Below are 4,018 nucleotides of genomic sequence, written 5' to 3'. Positions count from 1 at the left end.
CCCACCAGGCGTGGCCGTCGGGGCGCGGCGCGGTCCGGACGCCCGCCACTCCGGCGAGCGCGGCGGTGAGCCGCGCCGCCCGTTCGCTCCGTACCCGTACGACCTCCGCCACCTTCCCCAACTGCGCCCGCGCGATCGCGGCCGTCAGCTCCGGCATCCGGTAGTTGAGCCCCGGCACCCGGTGGATCCGCCCCTCCGCCCGGTCCCAGCCCTTGTCGGCGAAGAGCCGCATCCGGCGGGCCAGTTCGGGGGCGTCGGTGAGCGCCAGGCCGCCGTCGCCCGCCGTGATGTGCTTGTACTGCTGGAGGCTGAAGCAGGCGATGTCGCCGTACGTGCCCAGCAGCCGCCCGGCGCCGTCCTCCCCGAGCCACGCCTGCGCACAGTCCTCGATGAGTACGAGACCGTGCCGGTCGCACAGCTCCCGCAGCTCCGCGACGCGGGCCGCGGCGCCGAAGAGGTGGACGGCCAGGACCGCCTTCGTGCGCGGGGTGACGGCCGCGGCGACCGCCGCCGGGTCGAGGTTGCCGTCGTCGGGGAGTACGTCGGCGAAGACCGGCCGGCCGCCCTCTGCCAGGATGGGGGCCACGGTGCCGAAGTCGGAGATGGGCGTGGTGATCACCTCGTCGCCCGGTCCGATGCCGGCCGCCGCGACCGCCAGGTGCAGCGAGGCGGTGCCGGAACTGCACGCGACGGCGTGGTCCCGCCCGTACCGCTCGGCCATCTCCCGTTGCAGCGCGGGCACTTCGGTGCCGAACGTGCCGCACAGCACGGCGGAGTCGAGCACCCGCAGCACCGCGGCGCGCTCCTCTTCGCCGATCGTGCGGCCGCGCGGTTCGAGCACGGTGGGCAGCGGTCCGTCCCGTACGGACATGACGGCGTGATCCTCTCGACGCAACGCGTTTATGGCCTGGTCCGAAAGGTAAATTGCTCTTTGCGGCACGTCAACCCCGGTACCCGGGGAACCGCTGCGGTCCGTAATGCCTAGACTTACCCCCGATGTTGAGGACCTGGCCGGAAGAGGCCGTACGGATGAAGGAGACGGGGCTGATGGCGTTCACCGTCGGGGTGATCGGCCCCGAGGACCTGGTGCAGAAGGTGCAGGCGGTCGGCGCCCCCGGCACCACACGGCTGCTCGGCCTGCGCTACCGGCACGAGGACGAGACCCTGGACGTCGTCCGCGAGGCGGCGGCGTCCGGCGCCGACGCCCTGCTGTTCACCGGGGTCGTGCCGCACACCCTCGCGGCGGAGGCCGGGCTGCTGGACCGGCCGGCGATGTATGTGCCGTACAACGGGGCGACTCTGCTGCGGGCGCTCGTCGAACTGCTGCGCCTCGGCCACGACGTGTCGCGGATCTCCATCGACACGCTCCAGCGCGCCGAGGTCGTCGAGACCATGACCGAGGCCAAGCTGCCGACCGAGCATGTGCACGTACTGCCGTACCGTCCCGGGCTGACCGGCGACGACCTCGTCTCCTTCCACCTCGGCGCCCGCGACAAGAAGCGCACCCGGGTGGCGCTCACCTGCCTCGGCTCCGCCTTCCACACGCTCGACAACGAGATGCACGCCGTACGCCTCGCGCCCTCCCGGCACTCCATCCGCGCCACCGTGCGGTCGCTGGTGCTCGCCGCCTCCGCCGCTCAGAGCGGCGACACACAGGTGGCGTTGGGCATCGTCGACATCCCGCCCGGCTCCGACGATTCCGAACTGGCCGCCGACCTCGCCACGCTCGGCGGCAGCCTGGCCCATCTGCCGGACGGGCGGCGGCTGGTGGTGACCACACGCGGCGCGCTGGAGAAGGCCAGCGACCACTTCACCCGGCTCCCGCTGCTCGACGCACTCGCCTCACGGCACACCTCGGTGCACGTGGGTTTCGGTCTGGGCCGTACGGCGGCGGAGGCCGAGTCGCTGGCGCGGCGGGCGGTCAACCGGGCGGGCGCGGTGGGGCCCGTGGCCGGGGTCGTGTCCATGCGGGACGATGTGGACATGGTGATCGACTCCGATTCCGGCCGGGCGTCCGCGCCGGCCGCTCCTGAGAACAGCCTGCTGCTCGCGCGGCGCGTGGGGCTCAACCCGCAGACGCTCGACAAGCTGCGCGAGCTGGTCGCCGCAGGTGACGGCGAGGGCCTGACCGCGCATGCGGTGGCGGAGCATCTCGACGTCCAACAGCGCACCGCGAGGCGTGTGTTGAAGCGGCTGGAGCGGGCGGGGGTGGCCGTGCCGATCGGCAGCCAGCAGCACGGGCAGACGGGCCGGCCGCCGATCGTGTACCGGGTGCAGCTCTGAGGCAGGGGGCGGGGCCGTCGTCAGGCGGCCCGGCCGCACAGCACCGTACGACCTGACGACGACGCCCCTCCCGGCGTGCCGGGAGGCCGGTGCGGAGCCCGGCGGTCCGCACTGCTTGCCAGGGACACTTCCGCGAATTACGGTCTAGGCCGGAACCTGGATAAGGAGCCGCACTTGAGAATCGCCTCGATCCGTACTCGTGTGGTCAGCGCACCGTATGTGCGCCCCTTCGTCATCAGCAGCGGCACCAGCTCCGACCTGGTCAGCCTCGTCGTCGAGGTGACCACCGACGACGGCCTCACCGGCTACGGCGAGGTCTCCCCCATGACCGCGTACACGGGTGACACCCTCGCGGGCGTCCGCGCCGCCGTCACCGAGCACGTCGGGCCCGCGCTCCTCGGCCGCGACCCGCGCGACATGGCCGGTGCGCACACGGCCATGGACACCGCCATCCGCGGCCAGCGCCTCGCCAAGGCCGCCCTCGACCTCGCCCTGCACGACCTCGCCGGCCTGGCCGCCGGCTGGCCGGTGCACTTCCTGCTCGGCGGCCGGGTCCGCGAGCATGTGCCGACCACCTGGGTCGTCGGCCTCGGCACCCTGGACGAGATGACGGCGGAGGCCGTCGTGTACGCGGCCAAGGGCTTCCCGCACATCAAGGTGAAGGGCGGCGTGGACCCGGCGGCCGACATCGCGTTGATACGGGCGGTACGCGCCGTGCTGCCGGCCGGCACCGAACTCTCCCTGGACGCCAACGAGGGCTACGGCCCCACCGTCGCCGCCCGGGCCCTGACCCTGATGGCGGAGGCGGGGCTCGACCTCGTCGAACAGCCGCTGCCGCGCTGGGATCTGGACGGGATGGCCGCCCTGCGCGGCAAGGTCGGGGTGCGGGTGATCGCGGACGAGAGCGTGCACTCGCTGCACGACGCGCTGGAGATCGTCCGCCGCGGGGCCGCCGACGTGCTGAACATCAAGATCCTCAAGGTGGGCGGACTGCACCCGGCACGGCAGATCGCGGCGATCGCGGCGGCGGCGGGGCTTGCGGTGAAGATCGGTTCGATGCCGGAGCTGGGTGTGGCGACGCTCGCGGCGGTCCATCTGGCGGCGGCGCTGCCGCACGCCACGGTGGCGGCGGATCTGGTCGGACCGCTGATGGTGCGCGAGGAGCCACTGGCGCCGACGGCGTTCGCGTCGGCGGACACGGGGCGGGTGCGGGTACCGACGAGGCCGGGACTGGGACACGACCTGGGGTGAGGCGTACGCGCCGGGGCCGCGGAGGCGGCGGCGCGGCCGGAGCGTACGGCCGTGCGCGGCCTCCGCCGGGCCGCTTCTCTCCCCGCCCGATCCATCAGTACGGATCTTGGCAGGTCAGCGCACCCTTCCGCGCGCGTCGCTCCTCATCTCTGCGGTGTCGCAGCTTCCACGACGAACACTCTTCCGTCCGCCCTCTACCCCTGGCAGGTATGAGCAGGAGCGCCGGAGGCGTTTGTCAAAGATACCGGCAGGGGGTATATATGGAGATCGCCAATATTACCCCCCAGGGGTATTGATGGGCTCGCATCCTTCAGGAGGAACCCATGCCCTGCCGCACCCGTGGTGACATACGCGGCCTGGCCCCTCCACAAGACGGCGTTCACGGACGCGCGGCACGGCGCCGGGAACCCCTGTCTTGAGGCGGCCCATCTAAATTAAGACCGCCCGCGCCACACAAAGTATAGAGGTGTGTAGATATTGGTGG

General features: G+C 72.2%; 3 protein-coding genes. 2 read left to right on the top strand and 1 reads right to left on the bottom strand.

Annotation, left to right across the window (positions count from 1 at the left end):
* The coding region (locus tag ACWF94_RS35455) for a DegT/DnrJ/EryC1/StrS family aminotransferase (RefSeq protein WP_453498322.1) at positions 1–871 on the bottom strand (871 nt) is incomplete at its 3' end.
* A gap of 125 nt (positions 872–996) precedes the next feature.
* On the opposite strand from ACWF94_RS35455, the gene ACWF94_RS35450 reads away from it, so the two are divergent.
* Together ACWF94_RS35450 and ACWF94_RS35445 are read left to right on the top strand one after the other, a co-directional pair.
* Positions 997–2,283, top strand: coding sequence for a hypothetical protein (locus tag ACWF94_RS35450; RefSeq protein WP_453498319.1), 1,287 nt, complete (start codon positions 997–999; stop codon positions 2,281–2,283).
* 174 nt (positions 2,284–2,457) lie between these two features.
* The gene (locus ACWF94_RS35445) at positions 2,458–3,534 is read left to right on the top strand and encodes a mandelate racemase/muconate lactonizing enzyme family protein (protein ID WP_453498316.1); all 1,077 of its coding nucleotides are present in this window, start codon (positions 2,458–2,460) and stop codon (positions 3,532–3,534) included.
* Positions 3,535–4,018 lie beyond the last annotated feature (484 nt).

Source organism: Streptomyces sp. NPDC055078, assembly GCF_053607985.1.
Note: the sequence above shows the minus strand (reverse complement) of the source record. Positions and strands in the feature narration are given on the sequence as shown.